This window comes from Curtobacterium sp. NPDC086286 (assembly GCF_044746255.1).
GTDB lineage: Bacteria > Actinomycetota > Actinomycetes > Actinomycetales > Microbacteriaceae > Curtobacterium.
The window spans coordinates 308,846-320,594 of the sequence record NZ_JBIVBW010000005.1 but is presented as its reverse complement, the minus strand read 5'-3'; the positions used below and the strand labels follow the sequence as shown (position 1 = coordinate 320,594).

14 protein-coding genes and 1 tRNA gene are annotated in these 11,749 nt (G+C 72.5%); 5 read left to right on the top strand and 10 right to left on the bottom strand.

Going from position 1 to position 11,749, the window contains the following annotated elements:
• Positions 1 to 349: 349 nt before the first annotated feature.
• Together ACIPKM_RS11630 and ACIPKM_RS11625 are read left to right on the top strand one after the other, a co-directional pair.
• Positions 350 to 1,987, top strand: a complete 1,638-nt coding sequence (locus tag ACIPKM_RS11630) for an amino acid permease (RefSeq protein ID WP_402736770.1) — start codon at positions 350 to 352, stop codon at positions 1,985 to 1,987.
• Between the two features lie 116 nt (positions 1,988 to 2,103).
• Positions 2,104 to 2,409 carry a hypothetical protein gene (locus tag ACIPKM_RS11625; RefSeq protein ID WP_070418517.1) on the top strand — a complete coding sequence of 102 codons (306 nt, stop codon included), beginning with the start codon at positions 2,104 to 2,106 and terminating at the stop codon, positions 2,407 to 2,409.
• Between the two features lie 24 nt (positions 2,410 to 2,433).
• Here ACIPKM_RS11625 and ACIPKM_RS11620 read toward each other — a convergent pair whose 3' ends face one another.
• Positions 2,434 to 3,360, bottom strand: a complete 927-nt coding sequence (locus ACIPKM_RS11620) for an aldo/keto reductase (protein ID WP_071294928.1) — start codon at positions 3,358 to 3,360, stop codon at positions 2,434 to 2,436.
• Positions 3,361 to 3,498: 138 nt separating this feature from the next.
• Between ACIPKM_RS11620 and ACIPKM_RS11615 the strand changes: the two genes are divergently transcribed.
• Entirely contained in the window at positions 3,499 to 4,038 is a 540-nt protein-coding gene (locus ACIPKM_RS11615) for a TetR/AcrR family transcriptional regulator (RefSeq protein WP_402736769.1), read from the top strand.
• Here the strand turns inward: ACIPKM_RS11615 and ACIPKM_RS11610 are convergent.
• The 8 genes from ACIPKM_RS11610 to ACIPKM_RS11575 all read right to left on the bottom strand — a co-directional run bounded on the left by ACIPKM_RS11610 (position 4,010) and on the right by ACIPKM_RS11575 (position 10,113).
• Positions 4,010 to 4,846, bottom strand: coding sequence for a VOC family protein (locus ACIPKM_RS11610; protein WP_402736768.1), 837 nt, complete (start codon positions 4,844 to 4,846; stop codon positions 4,010 to 4,012). The two genes, ACIPKM_RS11615 and ACIPKM_RS11610, sit on opposite strands and share 29 nt — an antisense overlap.
• A gap of 96 nt (positions 4,847 to 4,942) precedes the next feature.
• The gene (locus ACIPKM_RS11605) at positions 4,943 to 5,569 is read right to left on the bottom strand and encodes a PepSY domain-containing protein (RefSeq protein ID WP_402736767.1); all 627 of its coding nucleotides are present in this window, start codon (positions 5,567 to 5,569) and stop codon (positions 4,943 to 4,945) included.
• Between the two features lie 48 nt (positions 5,570 to 5,617).
• Entirely contained in the window at positions 5,618 to 6,961 is a 1,344-nt protein-coding gene (locus tag ACIPKM_RS11600; protein WP_402736766.1) for a sensor histidine kinase, read from the bottom strand.
• Positions 6,954 to 7,631, bottom strand: a complete 678-nt coding sequence (locus ACIPKM_RS11595) for a response regulator transcription factor (protein ID WP_071294923.1) — start codon at positions 7,629 to 7,631, stop codon at positions 6,954 to 6,956. The genes ACIPKM_RS11600 and ACIPKM_RS11595 overlap by 8 nt, the downstream gene beginning before the upstream one ends.
• A 263-nt stretch (positions 7,632 to 7,894) precedes the next feature.
• Entirely contained in the window at positions 7,895 to 8,107 is a 213-nt protein-coding gene (locus ACIPKM_RS11590) for an SCO4848 family membrane protein (protein ID WP_070418512.1), read from the bottom strand.
• A 178-nt stretch (positions 8,108 to 8,285) separates the two neighbouring features.
• Positions 8,286 to 9,212 (bottom strand): hypothetical protein, encoded by a 927-nt coding sequence (locus tag ACIPKM_RS11585; protein ID WP_229086239.1) that lies wholly within the window; start codon positions 9,210 to 9,212, stop codon positions 8,286 to 8,288.
• Positions 9,209 to 9,676 carry an ImmA/IrrE family metallo-endopeptidase gene (locus ACIPKM_RS11580; protein WP_022905932.1) on the bottom strand — a complete coding sequence of 156 codons (468 nt, stop codon included), beginning with the start codon at positions 9,674 to 9,676 and terminating at the stop codon, positions 9,209 to 9,211. Before ACIPKM_RS11580 ends, ACIPKM_RS11585 begins: the two co-directional genes overlap by 4 nt.
• On the bottom strand, positions 9,673 to 10,113 hold the full coding sequence (locus tag ACIPKM_RS11575) for a hypothetical protein (protein ID WP_070419521.1): 441 nt from the start codon (positions 10,111 to 10,113) through the stop codon (positions 9,673 to 9,675). The genes ACIPKM_RS11580 and ACIPKM_RS11575 overlap by 4 nt, the downstream gene beginning before the upstream one ends.
• 84 nt (positions 10,114 to 10,197) lie before the next feature.
• Here ACIPKM_RS11575 and ACIPKM_RS11570 point away from each other — a divergent pair, with 84 nt between their 5' ends.
• Complete coding sequence (locus tag ACIPKM_RS11570) at positions 10,198 to 10,848, top strand: IMPACT family protein (RefSeq protein WP_402736765.1); 651 nt, start codon at positions 10,198 to 10,200, stop codon at positions 10,846 to 10,848.
• 105 nt (positions 10,849 to 10,953) lie between these two features.
• Here ACIPKM_RS11570 and ACIPKM_RS11565 read toward each other — a convergent pair.
• A tRNA-Lys gene (locus tag ACIPKM_RS11565) sits at positions 10,954 to 11,029 on the bottom strand.
• A gap of 93 nt (positions 11,030 to 11,122) precedes the next feature.
• Between ACIPKM_RS11565 and bcp the strand changes: the two genes are divergently transcribed.
• The gene (gene bcp, locus ACIPKM_RS11560; protein ID WP_071294921.1) at positions 11,123 to 11,593 is read left to right on the top strand and encodes a thioredoxin-dependent thiol peroxidase; all 471 of its coding nucleotides are present in this window, start codon (positions 11,123 to 11,125) and stop codon (positions 11,591 to 11,593) included.
• Positions 11,594 to 11,749: the final 156 nt, after the last annotated feature.

The following is an 11,749-nucleotide window of genomic DNA, read 5'->3' as shown; positions in this document are numbered from 1 at the left end:
CCGTGTTCGGCGGCATCGCATCGAGCCCGCGCAACGGCGCAGGGCGAGCGATCACGCACGCGGGGGTCGTACTCGGGACGACCCCGGTCCAGCCGACCGTACGGCCCCCGCTGTGCTGCTGCGGTGGACGCGTCCTGATCGTCGGTGTCCCCTGAAGGGACGTTCAAGGCTATCGGCGCTTGTCCCCCGTCGCGAATCCGGGTCCGCCGGAATCCCGGCACCGGTGTACCCCGTTCACGGCGTGTCGCCCACCGGTGCGGGGATCGCGATCGTGACCGGCTCGTTACTTTTCAGGAGACTCGCATGGTTGTGTGCCACCCCGGTTCGACGCACCTGTAGCGTGTCGCGCATGACAGCGCAGAACGACACCGGGGTGGACCGCGCGCCCGCGAACGACTTCTCGCACGAGCAGGAGGGCTACCAGCACGGGCTGAAGCCCCGGCAACTGCAGATGATCGCCATCGGCGGCGCGATCGGCACGGGGCTCTTCCTCGGCGCGGGCGGTCGCCTGCACACCGCGGGGCCGGCCCTGGCGGTCGTGTACCTCATCGCGGGCATCTTCGCGTTCTTCATCCTCCGGGCCCTCGGTGAGCTCGTGCTGCACCGCCCGTCGTCCGGGTCGTTCATCTCGTACGCCCGCGAGTTCTTCGGCGAGAAGTTCGCGTACGCCGCCGGGTGGATGTACTTCCTCAACTGGGCGATGACCTCGATCGTGGACACCACCGCGGTCGCGCTCTACCTGCACTACTGGGCCGGACCGCGCGCGATCCCGCAGTGGGCGCTGGCCCTCGCGGCGCTCGTCGTCGTGCTGGCCGCGAACCTCGTCGCCGTGAAGGTGTTCGGCGAGCTGGAGTTCTGGTTCGCGATCATCAAGGTCGCCGCCCTGGTGGCCTTCCTCATCGTCGCGCTCGTGTGGCTCGTGTTCGCGTTCCCGGTGGAGGCGGGCGGCGAAGCGGTCCGCACCGGCTTCGGCATCTGGGCGGACAACGGCGGCCTCTTCCCGACCGGCCTGCTCCCGGCGGTCCTCGTCGTGCAGGGCGTCGTGTTCGCCTACGCCGCGATCGAGCTCGTCGGCACCGCGTCCGGCGAGACGCAGGACACCGAGAAGGTCATCCCCCGCGCGATCAACTCGGTCGTCTTCCGCATCGCGGTGTTCTACGTCGGGTCGGTCGTCCTGCTCTCGCTGCTCCTGCCGTACACCTCGTACAAGGACGGCGTCAGCCCCTTCGTGACCTTCTTCTCGTCGATCGGCAACCCGCAGGTCGGCCAGGTCGTCGGCTCGATCATGAACTTCGTCGTCCTCACCGCGGCGCTGTCGTCGCTGAACGCCGGGCTCTACTCGACCGGACGTGCACTCCACTCGATGGGCATGAACGGCTCCGCGCCGAAGTGGACCACGAAGATGACGAAGGGCGGCGTGCCGTTCGCCGGCATCCTGCTCACCTCGGCGTTCACGCTGGTCGGCGTCATCCTCAACCTGTTCGTCCCCGGGCAGGCGTTCGAGATCGCCCTGAACATCGCGAGCCTCGGGATCATCACCGCCTGGGGCACGATCATCCTCTGCCAGATGAAGCTGCGGTCGTGGGCGAAGCAGGGACTCGCGAAGGAGCCGTCGTTCAAGCTGCCGGGCGCGCCGTACACGTCCTGGCTGACGCTGGTGTTCCTCGCGACCGTCATCGTGCTCATGGCGATCGACTACCCGATCGGCACGTACACGATCGCGTCGCTCATCATCGTGATCCCGCTGCTCATCCTCGGCTGGTTCCTGCAGCGCGACCGCATCCTCCGGATCGCCTCGCTCCGCTCGGGCATCACGGGTCCGTACCCGGTGACCGGTCGGGACCCGGCGAACCAGGTGCGTCGGAGCGGCTCCGGCACGGACGGTTCCTCGACCGCTGCCACGGACGGTTCGTCGACCGGGTCCACGGATGCGTCCGCTGGTCCGGACGCCGGGTCGGACGCCGGATCGGACGACCACCGGGCCTGATCACCGGCAGCTCTCCCGTCCGTCGGCTCGACCGACGACGGGCGGAGTGTCCGGATAGCGAAACAGCGCGCCCTGGGCGTGCAGGAGGGTCCGGCACCCGTCGGTACGATCGGCGGGTGCCGGACCCATCTGTCTCCCCCACGCTCGACCTCCAGCTCACCTGGCGCGGCACCTTCGGCCGCGTCCGGGTGTTCGACGACCGCGTCGCTGCCGAGACCAGCTACGAGCGGGACGCCCTGACGCCGGTGCCGATGGAGTCCGTGCGCGGGTGGCGGATCGAACCGTGCGACTTCGACGCGGTGTGCGTCGAGTTCGTCACGCCCGGGGAGACCTACCGGGTGCTGCTCGACACCACGGACGAGCAGGTCGCCGGGCTGGCGTTGCGTCGAGCCCTGGGCGCGCCGTTGCCGTCCGCGTCCTGACGCCCACCGCCGACCGGCGGGCGCTCACGGCCAGGACGGGTGGGCTGTACCGTCCGCGAGCCGACGTCCCCACACCGCGTCGAGGTCGGCGACCTGTGACTCGTCCAACCGGACCGCACCCGCGGCGAGGTTCTCGGCCAGGTGCCCGGCGTCCGACGTCCCGGGGATGAGCAGGACGTCCGGCGCGTGCTGCAGCAGCCACGCGAGTCCGAGCTGCGCCGGAGTGACGCCGAGCTCGTCCGCGATCCGCACGGCCACCGGTTCGTCCACGACCTTCGGGAGGCCCGGGAACGCCCCGCCGAGGGGGAAGTACGGCACCCACGCGATCCCTTCCCGGATGCACTGGTCGAGCAGCGCCTCGTGCTCACGGGCCACGAGCGAGTAGGCGTTCTGCACGCAGACGATCCCGGCCGCGAGCCCCCGCTCGAGCACCTCGCCGGACACGGCGCTCAGACCGATCCCCCCGATCAACCCCTCGTCGCGCATCGCGGTCATCTCCGCCAGCTGGTCCTCGACGTCCACGAGCTGGTCCCCCTCGGCCAGCAGACCGGGGCCGGTGTCCGCTCGGCGGAGGTTCACGACGTCGATGCGCTCACGGCCGAGGCTGCGCAGGTTGGCGTGCACCTGAGCGCGCAACTGCTCCGGACGCTGCGCGAGGGCGAGTGGCACCGGTGCGGCGACCCGGACGGCACCGACCTTGCTCACGACGACCACGTTGTCATCGGCCCCGAACGCTCGCCGGATCACGTCGTTCGCGACGCCGTCTCCGTAGAAGTCCGCGGTGTCCACGTGGTCGACGCCGAGCTCCCGGGCGCGGTGCAGCAGGGCCACGCCCGCCTGCCGGTCGTCGGTGAACCGTTCGAGTGCCATCGCCCCGTAGCCGATCCGTCCGACGGTCCGACCGCCGAGCGTGGAGGCGCCACCCGGGCGCCGTGACTGTTCCTCGTGCATGTCATCTCCGGTAGTGTCGATCGAAACGGAGGAACCTCCGCTTCGATCAGCATAACCGGAGGAGCCTCCGCTTTGTCCAGCGATCCCGTGACGAACGCTCGGCGACCTCGCGCGGACGCCGCGCGTAACCGCCAGCGGGTGGTGGACGCCGCGCGTGCGGCCTTCACCGCGCAGGGCGAGGACACGTCGCTCGAGGCCGTGGCACGGGCCGCAGGCGTCGGGATCGGGACGCTGTACCGGAACTTCCCGACGCGCGAGGACCTCATCGCCGCGGTCTACCGCGCCGAGCTCGATGCGGCGCTCGCCACCGTCGACGAGCTCCTCGCCCCCGGTACCGGCTCCGGGAGCGCCGCGGACGCCTTCCGGGCCTTCGCCGGCCGGTACGCCGAGTTCGTCGTCACGAAGCGGGGGCTCGCCGAGACCGTGCGGGCGGGGGCGTTGCGCGGGACAGCCGAGGCCGCGGGGACCCGAGAGCGGGTGAACGCGGCGGTGCAGCGGTTCCTGGACGCCGGGGCCGCCGACGGCTCGCTCCGGGCCGAACTGCTCGCCGACGACGTCACGGCCGCACTGGTGGGCATCCTGCTCTCCACCCGCGACGCGGTCGACGCCGCGCAGACGGGCCGGCTGCTCGACATCCTCGTGGCGGGACTCAGCCGTCCTGCGGCGCGAACTGCGTGACGCGGAACGTCGCACCCTGCGGGTCCTGCAGCTCCGCAGCCCGGGTCCAGAAGCCGTCCCACGAGCCCAGCACCCGACCACCGAGCTGTTCGGCGAGCGCCGCGGCACCGTCGCGGTCCGCCACGCTGAACGACACGTGCCAGTCGTCGGCCCCGGCGTCGAGCTTGTCGAGCGCGCCGATGACGTCGGCGAACCCCTCGGGCGCGCCGACCTGGCGTTCGCGGATGTCCGGGTCCGAGGTCGCCGCGAGGTGGTCGCCGTACCCGGGCAGGCGGACCATCGCGCTCGGGCCTTCCTCGATGCCGGAGACCTGCCAGCCGAAGAGCTGCTCGTAGAACCCGATCGCCTGCTCCGGATCGGTCGAGCGGAGGTCGCTGAACACCCACCCACCGGGGGCGTTGATGTGCTGCGCGCCGAGTCGGGCACGCGCCTGCCAGAGCCCGAACGCGGCACCACGGGGATCGACGCAGTCGACACTGCGGCCGGCCGCTCCCCCGGGTCCGGCGTCCTCGGCGGGACCAGCGGTGCCGCCGAGCTCCGTGACGCGACGGGCCACGGCGTCAGCGTCGTCGACCGCGATGTACGTGCGCCACGTGGCCGGCTCGTCACTCGACGCGACGGCACCGACCTCGTGCCCGTCGATCAACACGATGCGGTAGGAGCCCGGCGCCCCCGGCGGGAGTCGCTCCTCGAAGTCCCAGCCGAACAGCCCGCCGTAGAAGGCCTGGGCTGCGTCCGGGTCCGGCTGTCGGGCGTCGATCCAGCTGGGGACGCCCTGGGGGTACGTGCGCGGGGTCTGGTCGGTCATCGTCGCTCCCGGGTCCGCCGGCGCGTGGCCGGATGCCCCAGGTCTACCGCGGACCACCGACGCCCTCGCGCTCGCGCTCGCGCCGGCGCCCGCGGCTCAGTCGTCGGTGTCGACCTCGTCCGTGACGACCTTGCCGGTGCCCGCGTCGAGGCGGACGCTGTGCTTCGTGCCCGAGGCGTCGCGGACGTCGCCCTCCCAGACGACCTTCCCGAGGTGGTCGTCGAGCCCGAGCTCGGTGATCGTGCCGGCGTGCAGGTCCTCGAACCGGCCGACCGCGTCGTCCACGGTCAGGTCGGCCGCGGCCGTGAAGCGCTCGTTCTCGGCCCGGTCGTCGGCGTCCGAGGTCTCGGTGCGCGGCGATCCGGACACCGCCGTGCCGGCCTCGTTCGTGTGCACCTCGTGCTCGGTGCCGTCGTCGGTGACGACCAGCACTTCGTACGCGGTGCCGTTCTGCTCCTGCTCGACCGAGATCACGGTGCCAGACCCCACGGCGTCGCGGGCGGTGGCGACGGCGGCACGCAGGGCGTCGTTCGACGTGGCGGACGCAGCGGTCGCGCCGCCGGACGCCGATCCGGACGAGGACGACGACGACGTCGTGGACGATCCCCCGTCGGACTGCGCGGTGGAGCACCCGACGAGGGCGAGGGACGCCACGAGCGGCAGGGCGGCGATGCCGGCGACACGACGGGTGGAGCGGGCGGTAGTGGTGCGGAGTGCGTTCATGCGACCAGGGTGCCGGGCGGGTGCTGAAGCACGGCTGAAGCCCCCTGGTCAGCCGCCGAGTGCGATGCGGACCGCGAACCGGGCGCCGCCGAGGGGCGAGTCCGCCACGACGACGTCCCCGCCGTGTGCCCGGACGGCGTCCTGGACGATCGCGAGGCCGAGCCCCGCGCCGCCCGCGTCCCGGCTGCGCGCCTCGTCGAGCCGGACGAGGCGTTCGAACACGCGCTCGCGGTCTGCCGGAGCGATGCCCGCGCCGTCGTCGTCCACCGTCAGGACAGCGCGTCCGTCCTGCTCGGCGAGCGCGACGACGACCCGACCCTCGGCGTGCCGGACGGCGTTGTCGACGAGGTTGCGGACCACGGCGGCGAGGAGCCGTTCGTCCCCGAGGACACGGGCCGGCCCGATCCCGGACCCCTCGACCCGGATCGACCCGGCGGTGCTCCCGCCGAGCCGTCCACGCGCCCGGGCCACGGCGTCGAGCGCCAGGTCGTCCAGGTCCACCGGACGCCGGACGCCCACGTCGCCCTCGTCGAGCCGCGAGAGCTCGAGGAGGCCCGTCACGAGGTCCTGCAGCCGGAGCACCTCCGAGCGCACCACCTCGGACAGCTCGACGACGTCGGCGCGGTCGGGGTGCGCCGCGGCGACCTCGGCGTGCTGGCGGATGGTCGCGATCGGCGACCGCAGCTCGTGGGAGGCGTCGGACACGAACCGCCGCTGCCCCGCGGCGGAACGGTCGAGCCGGTCGAGCATGGTGTTCATGGTCGTGGCGAGCCGGGCGATCTCGTCGCCGGTGTCCGGGACGGCGACCCGGGCGTCCGGTCGTGCCGCGCGGATCGTCTCGACCTCGGTGCGCATGCGTTCGACCGGGCGGAGCGACCGGCCGGTGACCACCCACGTGACGGCACCCATCACGAGCACGAGCACCGGGACGCCCACGGCCAGCAGCGCGACCGCGGCACCGACGGCGGCGTCGGTCTGGTCGAGGGAGACCCCGTAGACGAGCGTCGCGTCCCCGCCGCCGGGCAGGTCGACATCGTCGGCGACGAGCAGCCACCGCTCGCCGTCGTGGGTCCAGCGGGACTCGTCGGCCGTCGGGAGCGCCGGTGGATCGGCGTCGTCCCCGTGGGCGAGGACGGACCCGTCGTCACCCACGACCTGCACGAGGACGTCCTCGTAGCCGCTCACGACCCCGGCGCCGTCGGCCTCGACCCGCGCCGAGGCCTGCTCGAGCCCCGACTCCGCCGTGGTCTGCACCCCGTCGAGGAGGACGAGGCGGAGCACGACGACGAACGCCGCCGCGCCGACGAGCAGCGCCGCGAGCACGACGACGACCGCCCCGAGGGTGGTCCGCGCCCGGACGGACCGGAAGCGCCGGCGGCCGCCGTCAGCCACCGTCCGCCGCCAACCGGTAACCGGCGCCGCGCACCGTCTCGATCGCGGTGCGACCGAACGGCCGGTCGACCTTGCGACGCAGGTGTCCGACGTACACCTCGACGATGTTCGGGTCGCCGTCGAAGTCGACGTCCCACACGTTCTCGATGACGTCGCGCTTCGAGCAGACCTCGCCGGCGCGGCGCGCCAGGAACTCGAGGACGGCGAACTCGCGACTCGTCAGCTCGACGGGCGTCGACGCCCGGGACACCGTCCGGGCGGCCGGGTCGACGACGAGGTCGCCGAGCGTCAGGACCGCCGGGCGCTCGCGCGCACCGCGGCGCACCAGGGCACGCAGCCTCGCCACGAGGACCGGGTGCGAGAACGGCTTCGTCACGTAGTCGTCGGCCCCGGCGTCGAGCGCCTCGACCTGGTCCCACTCGCCGTCCTTCGCCGTCAGCATGAGGACGGGCGTCCAGTCGCCGTCGGCACGGAGCTGCGCGCACACGGCCCAGCCGCTGAGCCCGGGCATCATCAGGTCGAGCACGATCGCGTCGTACCCGAACTCGCGGGCGTGCCACAGTCCGTCGACGCCGTCGTGGGCGACGTCGACCGCCCACCCCTCGGCTTCCAGCCCGCGACGGACGCCGTCGGCGAGCCGCACCTCGTCGTCGACCACCAGGACACGCATGCCCCGATCCTGCCGTGCGCCGCTGAAGCAGGCCTGAAGCGCCCTGGACGCGACCGGTCGCGGGCCAGGAGGCGCGTTGCGGGCCGGCACCGCGCCTCCTGGCCGGCACCGGGTCGCGTCCAAAGCCCCGTCGTCGCCGGGTCCCGGGACGGATTCGGGTTCTGGCCCGGCCTCCGGCGGCGACGGTACCAGCGCCGATCCTGCTCCCTCGGCGACGGACACGCTCGCAGCCGGCCGGGCCGGCGAGGCCGGTCCGGACCGGCTCAGACGAGCAGCAGGATCCCCGCGACGACGGCGGCGACGGCGATCGCCAGCGCGATGAGCAGCAGCACGAGGTGCACCGTGTAGAACGTCGTCGGCTTGCCGGCGGCGTCACGCGCCCGGGAGTCCTTCGCGACCCGCTGGAAGAAGCGGGGCCAGGTGACGACGTTGAAGACGGCACCGATGAACAGGACGAGGGCTGCGAAGACGGTCACCCGACGATCCTAGACACCGCGGGCACGGGGCCGGTGGTGCTCGGCCGCCCCCAACGCGGCCGAGTCCCACCCCGTGCTGCCACATCGCGTGTAGCACCTGCTACAGACCCTACACGGCGGCCCGGACGACGTCGACCCATCCAGTGGGATCGATGTCCCGTTCTGGTAACGACTGGCGCTACGCCGCGTCGAGGGCCGCTTCGGCGTCGGCCAGGGCCCGCTGCTCCGACTCGCTCAGCGACTGCCGGGCGCGACGGGCGCCGTCGTTGATCTCGACGATGAGCCGACTGAGCCGCGTCGCCGGATCGCCGGAGTCGGGGTAGGCGTTGTCGGTGCCGATCCGCGCGTGCAACGGCGTGAGGGCGCGCAGGGCGGTCTCCACCCGGCGGGAGCGCCGACGACGGGAGACCTGGTGGCCGATGACGAGCAGGAGCATCCCGGACGACACGCAGATCACCGCGCCCGGGGTCGTGACGTCGTAGGGCAGCGCGAGGGCCCGGGTGAGGCCGAGGTCGCCCAGGACGTGCGCGAGGTCCATCGCCACGACGACGACCATCCGCACGACACCGAGGACCCCACCGAGCACGAGGACCCACAGGCCGACGAGGTCGGTGGTGGTGCGGGCCTCGCGCAGGTGCAGGACGCAGATGAGTCCGGTCGCGCCGAGCGCTACCCCGAGGTAGACCGTCTGCGCGATCGAGTAGACCGTCGCTGCCGGGTGCGATCCGGCGTCGAGCATGAAGGTCGTCGTCGTCGCGGGCTTGTCGAGCACGGTGAACGCCACGATGACCACCACGACGACGACCGCGCACGTCACGACGATCGCGTTCCGGAGCCACGGCCGCGCGGCACCGACGGCCTTCGACACACCCCAGAGCAGGGTGCTCGTCCCCGCGACCATCAGGCAGTCGCTGACGACCGTGACCACGTTGAACCCGCCGAACAGCGGATCGAGCCACCGGTACAGCGGGTCGACGTTCGTGACGATCGTCGCGGCGAACAACAGGAAGGTGACCGCGAGCGTGCGGTCCTGCCCGCGCTGCAGGACGAACAGCGTGACCGTGCCCGCGATCAGGAGCAGCGCCTGGACGAGGGAGACGATCACCCGAACACCCCGCGGAACGCGCTCGGACGGTCGCGGTGGCCGCGGATGAGCCCAGCGAGCCGGTCGGCGAAGACCTCGGCCTCGTGCTCGTACTCGTTCGAGAACAGCCCGCGGGCGAGTGCCCGCTCGACCTTGTACTCCGGCAGGTCCGGGATGACGTCGCGGATGTAGGCCGCCTGCGGTGCGTGGTCCTGGTGGCGGTGCAGGATGTGGCCGAGTTCGTGGCCGATGACGAACGAGCGGAACGTCCGCGAGGCCGTCGGGGAGATCATCACCAGGTGCTGCCGCTCGAGCGTCGCCACGAAGCCGCACACGGGCTCGGCGGCGAGGAACGCCTCTTCACGGACGACGATCGGCTTGCCGACCACCTCGGCCGCGGCGGCGACGGCCTGGTCGACGTCGGACCACCCCTCGGCCGCACCACGCGCCCAGAACGCCTCGACGAGGTCGGTCGGCGCGCTCATGCGACGCTCCCCCGGGCGGACTCCTCCTCGAGCACCTCGGCGATGCGACGGAGCGCCTCGGGCGAGAGCTCACCGGGGAAGGTCCGGGCGGCGAACCCGCTGACACGTGCCGATCGGAGGGAGCGGACGAGGGCGAGCTGGGCGCCGATGCGCTCGGGGACGTCGCTGTCCTCGAGCAGGAAGCGCTCGTCGACCTCGAAGAAGCCCGCGAGCAGGCGGAGCAGACCGGTGTCGCGGTTGCGACGGCCGTCGCCGGAGAGCATGTACGTCCACTTCGCCCGGGACAGCGAGCCACCCTGGGCCGCCACGTACTCCTCGATCGCCGCGAACGGGACGGGGGCGCCGCGCTGCGCTTCCTCGAAGTCGAGGAGGAGGTTCAGCCGGCGCGCGAGTTCCGCGGCGTCGAGCACGCCACCCCTCGGATCTGCTGTCGCCATGTCGATCGGACTCCTCCCCAGCCGCACGTCGTGCAGGACATGGTAGCGCGAGCCGCCGACGAGGACCTCGCTAGCCTCGACGGTGTGAGCACCCCGTACCCGTCCACGGTCGCCGCCCCGGTCGAGCACGAGATCGTCATCACGAAGTCGCGCTTCATCACGACCGTGGCGCCGGTGTCCGGGGTCGCGGACGCGGACCGGGTGATCGCCGAGGTCCGCCGTCGGCGGTGGGACGCCCGGCACAACTGCACCGCGATGGTCACCGGCGTGCTCGGGGACCAGGCGCGGTCGAGCGACGACGGTGAACCCTCCGGGACCGCCGGCGTCCCGATGCTCGAGGTGCTCCGGCGCCGCGGTCTGACCGACGTCGTCGCGGTCGTCACGCGGTACTTCGGGGGCGTGAAGCTCGGTGCCGGCGGCCTCGTCCGGGCCTACTCGACCTCGGTGTCCGAGGCGCTCGACCGCGCGACGCTCGTGCACCGGCGCGCACTGACCCGGGTGACGGTGGACGTCCCGCACGCCGACGCCGGCCGGATCGACAACGTGCTGCGCGACTGGGTCCGGCACCACGGAGCCACGCTCGGCGACCCCGCGTACGGCGCCGCCGCGACGTTCGAGCTCTGGGTGCCGGGCGACGGCATCGAACCGCTGCGTGCCGACCTCGCCGCGACCTCGGCGGGAGCGCTCGACCCGGTGGTCGGCGAGGAGCGCGTGGTCGACGTCTCCGCCGACTGATCCGCACGCGGAGTCGCGGCCGAATCGCACTCCGGGCGTGTCTCCCCGTGCGGCACCGCACGCCGGGAACGACGAAGGCCCCGACTCGACGAGTCGGGGCCTTGCTGGTGCACCCCCTCGGACTTGAACCGAGAACCCACTGATTAAGAGTCAGTTGCTCTGCCAATTGAGCTAGAGGTGCATGTTGCGCTTCCGTGCTGCAACGGGAAACAACAATAGCATGGGTTTCGCGTGCTCTTGACCACTCGGGGCACGGACCACGAACAGGAGCCCCATGACCGACCGTCTCGCCGCCGGCGACACCGCCCCCGACTTCACCCTGCCGGACCAGGACGGCACCGAGCACTCCCTCTCGGCCCTGCGTGGGAAGAAGGTCATCGTGTACTTCTACCCGGCAGCGTCGACGCCGGGGTGCACCACCGAGGCATGCGACTTCCGCGACAACATGTCCTCGCTGCAGGCCGCCGGGTACGAGGTGCTCGGCGTCTCGAAGGACGACCTGCCGGCGCTCAAGACCTTCCAGCACGAGCAGGCCCTGACCTTCCCGCTGCTGAGCGACCCGGACCTCGCCGTGCACAAGGCGTACGGCGCCTGGGGCGAGAAGAACAACTACGGGAAGATCGTCACCGGCACGATCCGCTCCACGATCGTGGTCGACGAGGACGGCACCGTGCAGCTGCCGCTCTACAACGTCAAGGCGACGGGGCACGTGGCGAGCCTGCGGAAGAAGCTCGGCCTGGTCTGAGACCCGGCTGATCGACGGACGGGAGGCGCGGGGGCCCCGGGCCCCCCCCCCCCCCGCCCGGGGGGGGGCGCCCCCCCCCCCCCCGCCCGCACCCCCCCCCCCCCACACCCGGGGGGGGCGGCGCGCCGGGCGCCCCCCACAAACCGGGCGCGCGGC

What these genes read in the sequence shown, in the direction of transcription:
- ACIPKM_RS11630 (WP_402736770.1), top strand. Translation starts at nt 350, where the DNA reads ATGACAGCGCAGAACGACACCGGGGTGGACCGCGCGCCCGCGAACGAC.
- ACIPKM_RS11620 (WP_071294928.1), bottom strand. Translation starts at nt 3,360, where the DNA reads ATGCACGAGGAACAGTCACGGCGCCCGGGTGGCGCCTCCACGCTCGGC.
- ACIPKM_RS11610 (WP_402736768.1), bottom strand. Translation starts at nt 4,846, where the DNA reads ATGACCGACCAGACCCCGCGCACGTACCCCCAGGGCGTCCCCAGCTGG.
- ACIPKM_RS11605 (WP_402736767.1), bottom strand. Translation starts at nt 5,569, where the DNA reads ATGAACGCACTCCGCACCACTACCGCCCGCTCCACCCGTCGTGTCGCC.
- ACIPKM_RS11595 (WP_071294923.1), bottom strand. Translation starts at nt 7,631, where the DNA reads ATGCGTGTCCTGGTGGTCGACGACGAGGTGCGGCTCGCCGACGGCGTC.
- ACIPKM_RS11580 (WP_022905932.1), bottom strand. Translation starts at nt 9,676, where the DNA reads ATGAGCGCGCCGACCGACCTCGTCGAGGCGTTCTGGGCGCGTGGTGCG.
- ACIPKM_RS11575 (WP_070419521.1), bottom strand. Translation starts at nt 10,113, where the DNA reads ATGGCGACAGCAGATCCGAGGGGTGGCGTGCTCGACGCCGCGGAACTC.
- bcp (WP_071294921.1), top strand. Translation starts at nt 11,123, where the DNA reads ATGACCGACCGTCTCGCCGCCGGCGACACCGCCCCCGACTTCACCCTG.